The 15,075-nt window shown below is 61.4% G+C and carries 12 protein-coding genes; 3 read left to right on the top strand and 9 right to left on the bottom strand.

All coding sequences use genetic code 11. The features are described from left to right. Positions 1–51: 51 nt before the first annotated feature. The 4 genes from ACYKG1_RS10535 to ACYKG1_RS10520 form a co-directional block, all read right to left on the bottom strand. Complete coding sequence (locus tag ACYKG1_RS10535; protein WP_046272806.1) at positions 52–441, bottom strand: TraR/DksA family transcriptional regulator; 390 nt, start codon at positions 439–441, stop codon at positions 52–54. Between the two features lie 266 nt (positions 442–707). Further along, a complete protein-coding gene (gene cfa, locus ACYKG1_RS10530; protein ID WP_005413430.1) occupies positions 708–1,874 on the bottom strand; it encodes a cyclopropane fatty acyl phospholipid synthase in 1,167 nt (388 codons plus the stop codon). A gap of 24 nt (positions 1,875–1,898) precedes the next feature. Then, positions 1,899–2,789 carry a universal stress protein gene (locus ACYKG1_RS10525; protein WP_046272807.1) on the bottom strand — a complete coding sequence of 297 codons (891 nt, stop codon included), beginning with the start codon at positions 2,787–2,789 and terminating at the stop codon, positions 1,899–1,901. A gap of 10 nt (positions 2,790–2,799) precedes the next feature. Beyond that, positions 2,800–4,284: a SulP family inorganic anion transporter gene (locus ACYKG1_RS10520; RefSeq protein WP_478472641.1), complete on the bottom strand. Its 1,485-nt coding sequence runs from the start codon at positions 4,282–4,284 to the stop codon at positions 2,800–2,802. A gap of 257 nt (positions 4,285–4,541) precedes the next feature. On the opposite strand from ACYKG1_RS10520, the gene ACYKG1_RS10515 reads away from it, so the two are divergent. Both ACYKG1_RS10515 and ACYKG1_RS10510 read left to right on the top strand, forming a co-directional pair. Further along, the gene (locus ACYKG1_RS10515) at positions 4,542–5,813 is read left to right on the top strand and encodes a site-specific integrase (protein WP_478472639.1); all 1,272 of its coding nucleotides are present in this window, start codon (positions 4,542–4,544) and stop codon (positions 5,811–5,813) included. Positions 5,814–5,837: 24 nt separating this feature from the next. Continuing rightward, positions 5,838–8,831, top strand: coding sequence for a Tn3 family transposase (locus ACYKG1_RS10510; RefSeq protein WP_478472637.1), 2,994 nt, complete (start codon positions 5,838–5,840; stop codon positions 8,829–8,831). A 421-nt stretch (positions 8,832–9,252) separates the two neighbouring features. On the opposite strand, the gene ACYKG1_RS10505 is transcribed toward ACYKG1_RS10510, so the two are convergent. The 3 genes from ACYKG1_RS10505 to ACYKG1_RS10495 all read right to left on the bottom strand — a co-directional run bounded on the left by ACYKG1_RS10505 (position 9,253) and on the right by ACYKG1_RS10495 (position 11,154). After that, positions 9,253–9,687, bottom strand: a complete 435-nt coding sequence (locus tag ACYKG1_RS10505; RefSeq protein WP_021201829.1) for a helix-turn-helix domain-containing protein — start codon at positions 9,685–9,687, stop codon at positions 9,253–9,255. 242 nt (positions 9,688–9,929) lie between these two features. Beyond that, entirely contained in the window at positions 9,930–10,457 is a 528-nt protein-coding gene (locus tag ACYKG1_RS10500) for a DUF6988 family protein (RefSeq protein WP_395760189.1), read from the bottom strand. 436 nt (positions 10,458–10,893) lie between these two features. After that, the gene (locus ACYKG1_RS10495; RefSeq protein WP_049401600.1) at positions 10,894–11,154 is read right to left on the bottom strand and encodes a hypothetical protein; all 261 of its coding nucleotides are present in this window, start codon (positions 11,152–11,154) and stop codon (positions 10,894–10,896) included. A 61-nt stretch (positions 11,155–11,215) separates the two neighbouring features. Between ACYKG1_RS10495 and ACYKG1_RS10490 the strand changes: the two genes are divergently transcribed. Next, complete coding sequence (locus ACYKG1_RS10490; RefSeq protein WP_032966765.1) at positions 11,216–11,416, top strand: hypothetical protein; 201 nt, start codon at positions 11,216–11,218, stop codon at positions 11,414–11,416. Here the strand turns inward: ACYKG1_RS10490 and ACYKG1_RS10485 are convergent. Together ACYKG1_RS10485 and ACYKG1_RS10480 are read right to left on the bottom strand one after the other, a co-directional pair. Beyond that, positions 11,413–14,379, bottom strand: a complete 2,967-nt coding sequence (locus tag ACYKG1_RS10485) for a Tn3-like element TnAs1 family transposase (RefSeq protein WP_005413400.1) — start codon at positions 14,377–14,379, stop codon at positions 11,413–11,415. The genes ACYKG1_RS10490 and ACYKG1_RS10485 overlap by 4 nt on opposite strands. A 3-nt stretch (positions 14,380–14,382) precedes the next feature. Next, on the bottom strand, positions 14,383–14,943 hold the full coding sequence (locus tag ACYKG1_RS10480) for a recombinase family protein (protein WP_010921730.1): 561 nt from the start codon (positions 14,941–14,943) through the stop codon (positions 14,383–14,385). Positions 14,944–15,075: the final 132 nt, after the last annotated feature.

The following is a 15,075-nucleotide window of genomic DNA, read 5'->3' as shown; positions in this document are numbered from 1 at the left end:
ACAAGGATATGCCGACCACCGCAGAGGCGGCCCAATGGGTGCCGCGCGGACTCAGCGACCGGCGTTTCGGCGCATGTTGTGCTGTTTCGCCTCGGCCAGTTCCTCGGTGCACTCCAGGCAAAAAGGCGCGGCGGGATCGGCCATCAAACGGCCATGCCCGATTTCGAGTTCACATCGGCAGCAAATGCCGTAGCGCCCCGATTCGTAGCGATCCAGCGCCGCCTTGATCCGATCCAACTGGATCATCAGGCGACTGCTGCCCGCCTTGGCCATGTGCTGCTGGGAGATGGCGTCGATCCTGCTGACGCGGCCTTGCGTGGTCTGATCGAGGGCGACGGGTTGGCCCGCGTCTTCCAAACCGGCGAGGGTGATGCGAATGTCCCGCTGCTCCTCTACGAGCATGCTGAAGAATTCGTCCAGACTTTGAACGTGTACGGACATGGTGACTCCTCATCTTGGTAGGCGGTATGCCGGGAGCGGCATCCGGAAGCGGGCATTGCGCCCGCGGCCAAGAAGTGAGCGTTAGATTGGAGTGGTCATGAGAGAGCCTCGTCTTGACCCTCTGAACCGCACCCCATTGTGCGGAAACCACATCACCTAGTAGAGCTTGAGGCCATCCTCAAGATCGACGAGACAGGCGGAGGGGTGTTGTATCGTGAATTTCACTAAATCATAGCATGTCAAGTCCCCCGTCAAACGACGGGGGATTACCTCGGGCCTTCTGGGCGCTGATAGCCGCCACGAACCCCATCCTTGGACAGTACCCACTGCCACAGTTGCAGGTCGCGGGCGCGGAATGCACCGGCGCAGGACAACAGGTAGTAGCGCCACATCCGATGGAACCGTTGCCCCAGTTCGTCCTCGAAATGAGGCCATGCCTGCTCGAAGTTGGCATGCCACGCCATCAATGTGTTGTCGTAGTCGGCGCCGAAGTTGTGCAGATCCTCGACGACGAAGAGCTCGTCGCAAGCATCACCGATCTGGCCAATCGACGGCAACTCGCCGTTCGGGAAAATGTAGCGATCGATCCACGGGTCGGTAGTGGACTTGCGCCGGTTCTTGCCGATGGTGTGAAGCAGGAACAGGCCGTCATCGGCCAGGCAGCGATGAGCTACTTCCATGTAGCTGCGATGGTTCTTGCGACCCACATGCTCGAACATGCCGACGCTGGCGATGCGATCGAAGCGCTCGTTGATGGAGCGGTAGTCCTGCAGCCGGAACTCCAGTGGCAGGTCGGCATAACGCTCCGTCGCCCATGCGGTCTGCTCCTTCGAAACCGTCACCCCCACGCACTCAACGCCGTAGTGCTCGGCGGCGTACGCCATGAAGCTGCCCCAGCCACAACCGATGTCGAGCACCCGCATGCCGGGCTCCAGGCGCAACTTGTGGCAGATCATGTCGAGCTTGGCTTCCTGCGCCTCCGCCAGGTTCTTCGCATCGGCCCAGTAGCCGCAGGTGTAGGTCATGCGCGGGTCCAGCATTGCCGTGTAGAAATCATTCCCGAGGTCGTAATGGGCCTCGCCGACTTCCCAGGCCTGTCGCGATGTCTGCCGATTCAGCAGCTTGGCCCGTAGCGAATGAAACATGAGCCGCAACGGTTTGACGTGGCGATCGAGCCGCGCACGCAGGATGCGATCGAACAGTTCGTCCAGCCGATCGCACTCCCATGCGCCGTTCATGTAACTTTCCCCAAGGCCGAGATTGCCCTGTGCAAATACGCGCTCCGGGACGCCATCGACCAGCAACCGGATATCCCATGGGCGATCACCGCCCAGTCGAACATCAGCGATCTCCAGCAGTTCGTCCATCATTCGATGGAGGTGGTTTCGATTGATTGTTTCAGTGGATTTATGCTTGGTTGATGCTTCGGTCATTTGACTTACTGCCGGTGGTTGGCGTCAACGGAGAAGGAGCACCGGGACGCGGCAGGTGCGCAGCATCGTGGTGGTGGTGCTGCCGACAATCAGCTGGCGGATACGCGAGTGGCCATAGGCCCCCATGACCAGCAGATCCACATGCTCGTCACGGATGTAATGGCCGATCACCTCTTCCGCTTCGCCCGGTCGCACCGCGCCGGCCGCAGACAATCCGGCCGCGGCCAGCGTGTCCAGCGCCCAGCGCAATGCGGCTTCGTTTGTGGCATTGGTCGCTCCGACGGTGAGCACACGGATATCGAGTCCACTGAACAACGGGCTGGCCGCCACCATTTCCACGCCCTTGCGGGTCGTGGCGCTCCCATCGAACGCGATCAGCACGCGTTCGATTTCCGTGTAGCTGCGCGACGCCACCAGCAATGGGCGATGGACTGCACGTACCACGCGTTCCAGTTGGCTGCCCAGGTGTCCCTTGGCGAAATCCGCATGCTCGCCACGCTTGCCAAGGACAAACAGGCGTGCATCGCCTTCCAACTCGATGAGGGTGTCCACCAAGGACCCATGCCGCATCCGCGTCTCCGCCTCGATGCCATGGAAAGCGGCCGCAATCCCCTTGGCCTGTTGCAGCACTAGGCGGCCTCGTTCTTGGCCCAGCTTGCTGCGGGTCTCGTCCAGCAAGGCGAGCCCTTCCAGCAACCTGGGCTGGGCATCCGCTCCGAGGTTCCCACTGAAGTCCGCGGTACTGGCCGCTTCCGGATGGCGGTCAAGCACATGAAGGTATTCCAGCGGGGCTTCCAGTCTGTGCGCTGCCCAAGCGGCGTAATGCGCCACGCTCTCGCTGTAAGCGGATGCGTCGGTGGCGGCCAATACACTGCCGCTGTGATCTATATGGGAGTGTCCAATCTTGTCTGTCATGGTTGCTTCCTCAGTGGCCCATCAGCCGCTCGACGGCGTCGGGCTTGTCGTGGACGCCCAAGCGATCCACCAGCGTCGCACTGGCTTCGTTCATTCCTAGGATTTCGACCTCAGTACCTTCACGCCTGAACTTCACCACAACCGTGTCCAGTGCGCCCACCGCGCTGAGATCCCAGAAGTGGGCACGGCCCACGTCAATTTGAACGCGCTCCAAAGCCTCGCGGAAATCGAAGCTAGCAATGAACTGGTCAGCCGAGGCAAAGAAAACCTGCCCGGTCACGGTGTAGCACCGCAGACGCCCACCTTCTTCAGAAGTGGAGCCGATATGAAGCACCTGGCCTACCTTGCGAGCAAAGAACAGCCCCGAGAGCAGTACGCCGATCAAAACGCCCTTTGCCAGATCATGGGTGGACACCGTCACGATAACTGTGGCGATCATCACCACACTAGAAGTCTTGGGATTTGCCTTAAGTGCCGCCAGTGAACCCCAGTTGAAAGTGCCAATGGAGACCATGATCATTACAGCGACCAGCGCCGCCATGGGAATCAGCTTTACCCAAGGGCCTGCAAATACCACCATCAACAATAGGAATACGCCCGCGGCCAGTGATGAGAGGCGACCACGACCGCCGGACTTAACGTTGATGACAGACTGGCCAATCATGGCGCAACCGGCCATGCCGCCAACAAAGCCGGATGCGATGTTGGCTATGCCCTGACCGACCGCTTCGCGGTTTTTGTTGCTCGGCGTATCGGTCAGATCATCGACGATCTTTGCAGTCATCATCGATTCCAGCAGGCCCACGACCGCCAATGTGGCGGAAACCGGGAAAATGATCTTCAGTGTCTCTAGATTCAAGGGAACATCAGGCAACAAGAACACCGGCAAGCTGTCGGGTAGTTGGCCCATGTCCCCCACGGTGCGGATATCAAGCTTGAGCAGGAGCGCGACTATCGTCAGGACCACGATGGCCACCAGCGGCGAGGGAATGACCTTGGTCACGCGTGGCAACAGATAGATGATGGCCAACCCTGCGGCGACCATCGCATAAACGGTCCAAGGGACGTTGGTTAGCTCGGGGAGCTGCGCCAGGAAAATCAGGATCGCCAGCGCATTGACAAAACCGGTGATGACCGAGCGCGAGACGAAACGCATCAACGCCCCGAGCCTAAACGTGCCAGCCAAGATCTGCAGCATCCCGGTTAGGAGCGTCGCTGCCAACAAATACTGCAGTCCGTGCTCCTTCACCAAGCCAACCATCAGCAGCGCCATGGCCCCGGTAGCTGCCGAGATCATTCCCGGACGACCGCCGGTAAAGGCGATAACCACTGCAATGCAGAATGAGGCGTAGAGGCCCACCTGGGGATCAAGCCCGGCAATAATTGAGAACGCAATGGCCTCAGGAATTAGAGCGAGCGCAACAACTATGCCGGCAAGCAAGTCGCCACGAATATTGCCGAGCCAGTCCTGGCGCAGTCGAGTAAGCGTAGTCAAAACAGAATATCCCTAGTCCCGACTGGTCGTCGGGCCAACAGTGTGATTTACGAAATAACAACCCTAAGCCCGCTTGCGGGCTTGATCCGATGACAGGATTTAGGGCGGCGTAATCACTATGGGCACTGGCTCGGGAGTAGAGTTGGGTCCGCTGTTGTTTGCGGCCGCTGGCTGGAGAGCCTAGCACAATTTGCATAGTTGCGTCGAATGATGGACGATTGGCCGGCCACCTTTGAAACGTGCGTGTTCTGGGCCAGGTGACTATCCTCGATCAGTACATTGATGCCGCCACCCGCGAGAACACTGTGCGCAGCTACGCTTCGGCGTTACGGCACTTTGAGGTCGAGTGGCAAGGACACCTTCCGGCCACCCCAGACAGTGTGGCGCGGTACTTGGCCACCTACGCGCAGACCCTGGCCACCAGCACGCTGCGGCATCGCCTGGCGGCGATCGCTTTTTGGCATCGGGATCACGGATTTGTGGATCCCACCCGCTCGCCACTGGTGCGCAAGGTACTTAAAGGGATTCAGACCCTCCACCCGACCCGGGTCAAGCAGGCTGCGCCACTGCAGATCCGGCGGCTGGTCGAGCTCGATGACTGGCTGGCCGCAGCGATTGCTGCGGCCCATGCCCGGGGCGACGGGGCGGCGGCGCTTCGCCATCAGCGGGATCGCGCGTTGGTGCTGCTCGGATTCTGGCGTGGCTTCCGTGGCGATGAACTGCTGCGTCTGGAAGTGGCCCATCTCACGCTGGTGCCGGGACAGGGGATGACCTGCTTCCTGCCGCGCAGCAAGGGCGATCGCCAAGCGGCCGGCGTTACCCATAAGGTGCCGGCGTTGTCGCGGCTGTGTCCGGTAGAGGCGACCCAAGTGTGGCTGCAGGCGGCAAACGTGCAAGACGGGCCGGTGTTTCGGGCAATCAACCAGTGGGGCCACGTAAGTGCCGAAGGGCTCCATCCCAACAGTTTGGTGCGCCTGCTGCGCGAGTTGCTGGCCAGTGCCGGCTTTGCCGATGCGGGGCTCCACAGCAGCCATTCGCTGCGCCGCGGCTTTGCTAGTTGGGCCAACGATCAGGGCTGGGACATGAAGGCGTTGATGGAGTACGTGGGCTGGCGCGATGTTCAGTCGGCCATGCGTTACCTGGACGGGCGTGACCCGTTCGCCCGGGATCGCATTGAAGCGAGCCTGCCCAGCCCAACCGCGCCAGCTCCGGCGATCGCGCTGCCGGCGCCCGAGGTCAAATCTGCCCTGCAGCTGCTCCTACGCATGGTGCTGACCCCGTTTGCCCGCGCCGGCCGCGGCGCGGCCAAGGCCCGGGGCAGAATCGAAGAGATCTGCTTGGCCCCGTTCCAAGCGGTGCGGCTGAACACCGCCAGCAGCGAGTACCGGTTGACTGTTCCCACCGATCCCGACCGGGATCTGGATGAAATCCTGGCCACGTTGCTCGATGACATGCACCGCATGGCCGATACGCACCAGTGCTTCCTGGAAGCGTCGCTCAGTACAGACGACGGCCGGCACTGGGATTGACCCCCCTCATAACCTCCGGATCCAATGGCTACCCTTCACGAGACCGCCTACCCGCGACTGAAGCCTGATCCTACCGCCAAGGAACTGGAGGAGATCTACACCCCGAGCGCCGCTGAGATTGCATTTGCCAAGCAGCTGACCACCCAGCCGGGTCCGCAGCTGGCGGTACTGATCCATCTAAAGCTCTTCCAACGCTTAGGCTACTTCACGCTGTTGGCGGAGGTACCTGAGCGGATCCGGCAGCACATCGCCAAGGCCGCCCGTCTCGGGCGTGTGCTGGCCTCTGACCAGCTCGATCGCTATGACAGCTCTGGCAGCAAACGCCGGCACATGCCGCAGCTTCGGCAGTTCATTGGGGTACGCCCGTTGGACAAATCTGGGTTGTCTTGGCTGGACACAGTGGCCACCGCCGCAGCCCAGACCAAGCACACCATCCCGGACATCGTGAACGTCCTGCTCGAAGAGCTGGTGCACCATCGCTACGAGCTACCAGGCTTCCGGACCCTTGAGATGGCCGCTATCGGGGCGCGCGAACGGGTCAACCTGGGCTACTACCGCAGTATCAGCCACGCACTGACGCCTGCCACGCGCACGCTGATTGATGAGCTACTGCGCGCACCGGAAGGATCCAGATTTACCGGCTGGCATTCGCTCAAGCGCGAGCCTGGCCGGCCGACCAACAAAGAGGTCCGGTTCTATCTGCAGCACATCCGTATGCTGCAGCAGTTGGCGGAGCAACTGCCTCCAATCGATGTACCGGTCCCCAAGCTCAAGCAATTCCGTGCAATGGCCCGGGCGTATGACGCCAGCGAGTTGGCCGAATTGGGTGAGGACAAGCGCTATGCGCTGGCCACCATCTTCATCCGCGCCCAGCATGCCAAGACATTAGACGATGCGGCAGAGTTGTTCATCAAGCAGGTGCGCGGGCTGGAGAACACCGCGCAGCAGAAGCTGCTGGCCTATCAGCTCGAACATGCCAAACGCGCCGACTTCCTCATCGGCCAGCTCAAGGAGATCCTGCAGGCCTACCAGCTCGACGGCAGCGATAGCCAGCGCGTGGACGCGATCGACAATAGTCTGGAAGCGGAAGTGTCCACCTTGCTGGCCGAATGCGAAGAACATATGGCCTACGCAGGGAAAAACTACCTGCCTTTCATGCTGCAACCTTACGGCGCGGTCAGGCCGCTGCTGTTCAATGGGCTGGAGCTCATGAACTTGCGGGCGACCAGCCACGATGCCGGCATGGAGCCCTTGATCGCAGCCGTGCTCTCGCTGCGTAACCAACGCCGTGAGCTGATCGAGGTCGCTTTCCTCGGTTTGGACCCGGAAAAGGACTTCGACTGGATGTCCAAGCTCTGGCGTCAGCACGTGTTCGGCAAACGGGCCAGCGCGGCAGGAGCTGGCTGGATGCACCGTAAGTACTTCGAGCTGGCCGTGCTGGTGCAGGTCAAGGACGAACTGAAGTCCGGCGATCTCTTCATTCCCAGCAGCGAGCGCTTTGACGATTACCGCGAGCAGCTGGTCGATGAGGCCACCTTGGCCCAGGAACTGGAAGCCTATGGCCAGGTGTCAGGCCTGCCCACCGACGCCGAGTCTTTCGTGGCGGGGTTGCGCGCACAATTGACGGCTTTGGCCGATGAGGTCGACGCGCGTTTCCCGGAGAACGTTCATGCGGACATCCTGGATGGGCGCCTGGTGCTGCGGAAGGGGCAACGGGCCGAAGTCTCCAGCGCGATTACCACCGTGGATCGCCTCATCGCCGAACGACTCCCAGAGTCCAGCATCGTAGATGTCCTGATCGATGCCAGCCAATGGCTGGACCTGCACCGTTTTTTCCGCCCGATCGCCGGGACCGAGAGCCAAGTCGAAGATCTGCCCCGACGCGTGATCACCACGCTATTTTGCTATGGCTGCAACCTGGGGCCGACGCAGACGGCGCGGTCGATCAAGGGCTTCAGCCGGCGCCAGGTCGCTTGGCTCAACCTGAAATACGTGACCGAGGATGTGCTTGAGAAGGCCATCGTAGAGGTCATCAATACCTACAACAAATTTGACCTGCCTGGCTATTGGGGCAGCGGTAAGAGCGCGTCAGCAGATGGCACCAAGTGGAGCGTCTACGAAGACAACCTCCTGTCGGAGTACCACATCCGCTACGGTGGCTATGGCGGCATCGGCTACTACCACGTGTCCGACAAATACGTGGCGCTGTTCAGCCACTTCATTCCTTGTGGCGTGCACGAGGGCATCTACATCCTGGACGGCCTGTTGGCCAACACTTCCGACATCCAGCCTGAGATTGTCCATGGCGACACGCAGGCCCAAAGCTATCCGGTCTTCGGCTTGGCCCACATGCTGGGGATCCAACTGATGCCCAGGATCCGAAACATCAAGGACCTGACATTCTTCCGGCCGGAGCCGGGAAGGGCCTACAAGAACATCCAGGCACTGTTCGGAGACAGCATTGACTGGCAACTGATCGCCACCCATCTTCACGACATGCTGCGGGTGGTCATCTCAATCCGACTGGGCAAGATCACCGCGTCCTCGATCCTGCGTCGGCTGGGCACCTACAGCCGGAAGAACAAGCTGTACTTCGCATTCCGGGAGCTAGGCAAGGCCGTTAGAACGCTGTTCTTGCTGCGCTACATTGATGACAACGAGATCCGCAAAACGATCAATGCCGCGACCAACAAGAGCGAGGAATACAACGGCTTCGTGAAGTGGGTGTTCTTTGGCAGCCAAGGGATCATTGCTGAGAACGTCCAACACGAACAGCGCAAGATCATCAAGTACAGCCAGTTGGTGGCGAACATGATCATCCTCCACAACGTGGAGGGCATGAGCCGGACGTTGGCTGAGATGCGGAAGGAGGGGATCGAACTGACGCCCGAGATCCTGGCCGGTTTGTCGCCTTATCGGACCAGTCACATCAATCGCTTTGGCGATTACCACCTGGATCTTGAAAGGGCAGTGGCGCCCTTGAGCTACACGGCCAAGGTCCTCGAACAGGCCCCATAGATGGGGAGATCACCCCCGCGACGAGAAAACAGCCTTATACGTCAGCCGCTTAGGTCAGTTCTGGCCCTGTACGTAATGATTCCCTGCCGACCCTCAACCTCCAGGGACTGTACTGCGACGGCGCGATCAATAGACATCTGTCAGATGTATCGCCACCACTATCGATCTAATGAATGCTGACTCAGCCGATGCGTGCTGCCTTAGGAGTTACGATCTGACTGCACTCGTGGCCGAGGCGAAACGCCACGACGTACAGGACCGTGGCATCCATCGGCATACCTGAGCCCATCCGAATGACGACCTTACGCTGACCGTGCGACAGTGATACTCCCAGTTCCCGCAGGACCTCAATGCGCTGCTGCAGCCCGTCGTAGATGTCTAGCTTGTCGACTTCTGAATACAGGTCTTGGCAGTCGCGATACTAACGGTAGTAGTCGACCAGTGCAGCAAACTCGCTCGCCGCCTCGCGCGACAGCTCGAAAGCCGGTTCGGACAGATCCATGTCGCACGAAACGATCAGGCTGGCCAGCTCGCGCCCAGCAGCAAGCGGGGACACCGCCAGGGTGATGTAGTCGCGCTCAAACTGCGCTTGCGCCGCCTGCAGTTCCTCGTCTGTCGGCAGCGAGAAAGGCTTGTTGAGTGCATCGATGTCATTGAAATCGAAGGCGCGCGCCAGTGCGCGACGGGTGTCGAAACTGGCCGAGTCACCCTGCTCAACCCGCTGAACTGTTCGCACGTTCAGGCCCGAGATCTCGGCCAATTGTTCTTGCGACCAATGACGCAACTGGCGGAACTGGCGAATGCAGGCGCCAACCTCAGCAGCGGTAAGCAGGCGAGGCGGGGTCTTGGTGGTCATAGAAGATAACTCCGGAGGGGTAGGGAGCCCAGATTAGGAGGGTGCCGAACTTGGAAACATGACAGTCGCCCGACAGGCCCCCGACACAGATCAACTGCCAGGACTTGCCCCAACGAGAAATCCGGGGCAACTGCTTATGCGCCCGTGATGTTCTCCCCGTGCCCCCAGAGGGGGGCGAGGCCCAACTGCCTAGTCACTCACCACAGACCCCACCCTAGACGCGCAGGCGATCCGGGACAGCTCTATGGCGAGGGCTGATGGGGGGTCAATGGCTCCAACTCTGGCAAAACACCCCCAAATTGATGATGCAGTGCATTCATCCATGCCAGAACTGGTTCGCCTGGCCACAGGTGCGCCAGATTCAGAAGGGTTAGCATGGCAAGCGCATTGCTGTTCATGGCCACCCCCGCCAGAAGCGCGCCCGGGTAGCCATTTAACTGCCTTGCCAAGGGGTGAATCCCGGCATGGAGATAGGAGTTCAAGCCGACATAAAGGCATTGTCTGGCTCTGCCCAACAACTGTGATGCTCCTCGGGGCCCAGAGGACTCAAGCTTTACGAGCATGTCCTGAACGCCAGGGAGCCTCTTTGCCGCTTGCTGACTCTCCAGAGTCAGGGGCGCAAGAAGCTTCTCGATGTCGGTGTCGGTAGCTGCATAACATGCCCAGGTTGCACGCACGAGGGCCTCATACTGGGGCCGGACCAGCGAGATTGCTGACTGGGGCAGAGTAGCGATCAGGGACTGTACTGCCACGGCGTGATCAAGGGACATCTGGCAAAGTGCCGCCACCGCCGTCGATCTTCGGTCACGTCCATGCTCTATCTCCATCCAAGCGGCTCGAATTTCACCCAAGAGCTCTAAGGAGCCCTCCAGCACAGACGCCCGATCCTGGTCAGCCGATTGAGGCACAAGTCATCCTAGAATCGTGATCTGCAGGCAAGAGTAACGGCTCGTCCATCGGGCAAAGCCCTCAGTTGGCCGGCTGGGCTGCAGCATCTGTTAGCCGGTAATCTCTGCATTGCATCATCCGTGCATCAGCAATTTCTGCGTTGCGTCAGTCGCAAGTCAAATTTTTCTGCAATGGACCGTCTTGCACTGAAATTTTATTCCTCAAAAGCTGAAATCTCTGCAATGGCACCCTAAGAATGTCTGCGATGAACAGCGTTCTGGTCCGCGCGCGATTGCTTCCTATATTGCAACCATACGCTCAGCCAGCCAACCGCCGGGATCCATGATCGCGCGAGCGGACGATCCCGGTCGCAAATGGCTGGCTGCCGTCACTCTCGTGGCTTTGAGCGATCAAGGGGAGCAGTCTGGCCCACGTGTCGAACAGAAGCCTTGGATCTTGGTGGATCAGAAGCGAAACCCGCAGCGCATCTTCCATCGCCTTGAGGTAGCCGCGGCGTATCTCAAGTGCGTTCTCGCAAGCATTGGGGCGACCAAGAATTTGTGTGATCGCGGAGGCCATAGCAGTCTGGACAGGAGGGGAGGGGAAGGCGATAGTCTGCAAACGTCTAGACGATCCCGCAATGAGCATCCTCAACGTTCTCCTCACTCGTGACCACCTCGTCGTCGCAGCGGATACCCTGGCAGAGGATGCTCTCACAGGGGCGTATTCCGCGGGGGCAAAGCTGCTGCTGATCCCTCAGCACAACGTAGTGCTTGCTGCGCGCGGGTCTACGCAATTCTTCCTGGGGGGCTCGCAGAATTCGGAAAAAATCGTACGCTAAGGTTTTCCGGGCATCCGTAGGGGCCGAAACTTCCCGTCTTCCAGTCTGCGGCTCTGCCGCCAGACGTAATCGCCGGTGAGGTTGATGTGCTCCCAGCCCAGCGGCGACAGGAATTGCAGCAGCTCGCCGTCCACCGGCTTGCCGGCCTCGACCAACCCCTGGGTGGCGCGCTCCAGGTACACCGTGTTCCACAGCACGATAGCCGCCGTCACCAGGTTGAGGCCGCTGGCCCGGTAGCGCTGCTGCTCGAAGCTCCGATCCCTGATTTCCCCAAGGCGGTTGAAGAACACCGCCCTGGCCAGCGAGTTGCGCGCCTCACCTTTGTTCAGGCCGGCATGCACGCGGCGGCGCAGCTCAACACTTTGCAGCCAGTCTAGGATGAACAGCGTGCGTTCGATCCGGCCCAGCTCGCGCAGGGCCACGGCCAGGCCGTTCTGGCGCGGATAGCTGCCGAGCTTGCGCAGCATCAGCGAGGCAGTGACGGTGCCCTGTTTGATCGAGCTGGCCAGGCGCAGGATGTCGTCCCAATGGGCGCGGACGTGCTTGATGTTCAGGGTGCCGCCGATCAGCGGCCGCAGCGTCGGGTAGGTCTGCACGCCCTGCGGCACGTACAGCTTGGTTTCGCCGAGGTCGCGGATGCGCGGCGCGAAACGGAAGCCCAGCAGGTGCATCAGGGCGAAGACGTGATCGGTGAAGCCGGCCGTGTCGGTGTAGTGCTCCTCGATCCGCAGGTCGGACTCGTGGTACAGCAGGCCGTCGAGCACATAGGTGGAATCGCGCACGCCGACATTCACCACGCGGGTGCTGAACGGCGCGTACTGGTCGGAGATATGGGTGTAGAACAGCCGTCCCGGCTCACTGCCGTACTTCGGGTTGACGTGTCTGGTGCTCTCGCCCCGGCCGCCAGCCCGGAAACGCTGGCCATCGGAGGATGAGGTGGTGCCGTCGCCCCAGTGGGCGGCGAAGGCATGCTGGTACTGGTGGTTGACCAGCTCGGCCAGGGCCGCCGAATAGGTCTCGTCGCGGATGTGCCAGGCTTGCAGCCAGGACAGCTTGGCGTAGGTCAGACCGGGGCTCGACTCGGCCATCTTGGTCAGCCCGAGGTTGATCGCATCACCGAGGATCGCGGACAGCAGCAACGTCCGGTCTTTGGCCTCGGCCCCGTCCTTCAGGTGGGTGAAGTGGCGGCTGAAGCCCGTCCAGTCGTCCACGTCCATCAGCAGTTCGGTGATCTTGATGCGCGGCAGTAACTGACTGGTCTGGTCGATCAGCGCCTGCGCCCGATCCGGCACCGCCGCATCCAGCGGGGTGATCTTCAACCCGGACTCGGTGAGGATGGCATCGGGCAGCTCGTTGTCCTTGGCCAGGCGGGCGACAGTGGCCAACTGCTCGTCCAGCAGCTGCAAGCGCTCTTCCAGATACTGGTCGCTGTTCGGGTTGATCGCCAGCGGCAGGGCCTGTTCCCGCTTGAGCGCGGCGAACTTCTCGGCCGGCAGCAGGTAGTCGTCGAAGTCGCGGAACTGCCGCGAGCCCTTGACCCAGATGTCGCCGGAGCGCAGGGCGTTCTTCAGCTCGGACAGGGCGCAGATTTCGTAGAAGCGCCGGTCGAGGCCTTCCGGGGTGATCACCAGTGGCTTCCAGCGCGGCTTGATGAAGGCGGTGGGAGCATCGGCCGGCACCTTGCGCAGGTTGTCGGCGTTCATCTCGCGCAGCGTCTGCACGGCTGCCAGCACGCCCTGCGCGGCCGGGGCGGCGCGCAGCTCCAATACCTCCAGCAGAGCCGGCGTGTAGCGGCGCAGGGTGGCGAAGTTCTCGCCGACCAGGTGCAGGTGGTCGAAGCCCTCCGGCCGGGCCAGCAGCTCGGCTTCGCTGACGCTCTCGGTGAACTCGTCCCAGGGGATCACCGCCTCGATGGCGGCATAGGGGTCGCTGCCGGCTTCCTTGGCCTCCAGCAGCGCCTGGCCGATCTTGGAGTACAGGCGCACCTTGTCGTTGATCGCCTTGCCCTGCTTCTGGAACTGCTGCTGATGCTTGTGCTTCGCGCCGCTGAACAGCTTGACTAGGATGCGGTCGTGCAGATCCACCAGCTCATCAATCACGGTTGCAGTGCTCTCCAGCACCACGGCGGCCAGGGTCGCATAGCGCCGCTGCGGCTCGAACTTGCCGAGGTCTTTGGGCGTCATCTGCCCACCCTCGCGGGCCAGCTTGAGCAGGCGGTTCTGGTGGATGTGCCGGCCCAGGACTTCGGGCAAGTCCACCAGCTGAAATGTCTTCAGCCGCTCGATGTGCTCAAGCATGTGCCGAGAGTTGGGTTTCAGCGGTGCCTGGCGCAGCCAGGTCAACCAGGTGATGCTGCTGCCGGCCTTGAGCTTCAACAGCTCGTCCAGCTTGGCCCGATGCGAGTCCGTGAGCGGTTCAACCAGGGCGCGGTAGACCCGCCGATTGGCCCGTGCAATGGCCTCCGAGCAAGCCCGGTCGATCACGCTCAACGCCGGCAGGATGCGTCGCTTCTGCCGCAGGCTCTCCAGCGCCTGGCCGGCCAGCAGCAAGCCCTTGTCGGTCTGCTGGGCCAGTTCGGTCAGCTCGCGCACCAGGGCGCGGAAGTCGGACAGGCCGAACGGGGCCAGTTGAAGGTAGGTGCGCAGTTCCTGGGCGTGCTCGCGACGGGTCACATCGCGCTCGCCGTACTTCGTCCAACTCGCCGGATCGGTCTGGACTTGCTTGGCCACCCACAGGATGACCGGTTCGGGCAGCTCGCTGTCAGTGCCCAACGCATAGCCGGGGTAGCGCAGCAGGCAGAGTTGCACGGCGAAGCCGAGGCGGTTGGCGTCGCCGCGCCGCTGACGGATCAGCGACAGGTCGGAGTCGTTGAAGGTGTAGTAGCGGATCAGGTCATCCTGGCTTTCTGGCAACGCGAGCAGGGTGCCCCGCTCCGTGGCCGAGAGGATCAAGCGACGCGGCATGTGTCAGTCGTCCGTGCGGAGGTACTGGTAGAGGGTTTCCCGGCTGATGTTGAACTCGCGGGCAAGCTGCGCCTTGGGCTCGCCGGCCGTCGCTCGCTGCCGCAGGGTAGCAGCCTGCTCATCGGACAGGGCTTTCTTGCGGCCCCGGTACGCGCCACGCTGCTTGGCCAAGGTGATGCCCTCACGCTGCCGCTCGCGGATCAGGGCGCGCTCGAACTCAGCGAAGGCCCCCATCACCGACAGCATCAGGTTGGCCATCGGCGAGTCCTCGCCAGTGAACACCAGGCCCTCCTTCAGGAACTCGATGCGCACGCCGCGTTGAGTCAGCTTCTGTACCAAGCGACGCAGGTCATCGAGGTTGCGGGCCAGCCGGTCCATGCTGTGCACCACCACTGTATCGCCTTCGCGGACGAAGCTCAGCAGCGCTTCGAGCTGGGGGCGCTGGGTGTCCTTGCCCGATGCCTTGTCGGTGAACACCTTGCTCACCTGTGTCTGTTCCAGCTGGCGTTCCGGGTTCTGGTCGAAGCTGCTGACCCGGACGTAGCCGATGCGGTGCCCCTGCACGATGTCTCCTTGGTTGAAGGCGGCTTAAGTGCTCCTTCTGTTCCGTTGTGCCTCAAACCCCGTTTCTGTCAGGCTGAAATCTATGACCTTCGCAGGCATGTGTCAAAAAATGCGAAAGATGACTCTATTCTG

Source organism: Stenotrophomonas sp. 85239_Sma, from assembly GCF_056481725.1.
The sequence above is the reverse complement of the archived record's forward strand: the minus strand, read 5'-3'. Positions and strand labels throughout refer to the sequence as shown.